Source organism: Tamlana crocina (genome assembly GCF_012037625.1).
Genome location: NZ_JAAVJS010000850.1, coordinates 1 through 285, shown reverse-complemented (window position 1 = coordinate 285; position 285 = coordinate 1). Strand labels below are relative to the sequence as shown.

Below are 285 nucleotides of genomic sequence, written 5' to 3'. Positions count from 1 at the left end.
CCGCTGTACCACCTCCATTGGTTCTATCTGCTCTAAGCGGGCTTTTTTAGCAATGCGATCTTCTCCCGAATCGGCGTCGTTTTCGAGATGACCGGCATCGGTGATATTTCTAACATACCGCACTTTGTAGCCCAGGTGTTTCAGGTATCTAAAAACAAGGTCAAAGGAGATGAAGGTCCGGCAATTGCCCAAATGCACATTGCTGTACACGGTGGGCCCGCAAACGTACATGCCCACTGCACCTTCGTTAATTGGTTTAAAAACTTCTTTTTCTCCCGATATTGA

The 285-nt window shown here is 47.4% G+C and carries 1 pseudogene; it reads right to left on the bottom strand.

Annotated elements, in window-relative coordinates:
- Window positions 1–285 (bottom strand): annotated as a pseudogene (locus tag HC176_RS19240) (cysteine--tRNA ligase); the annotation flags it as partial.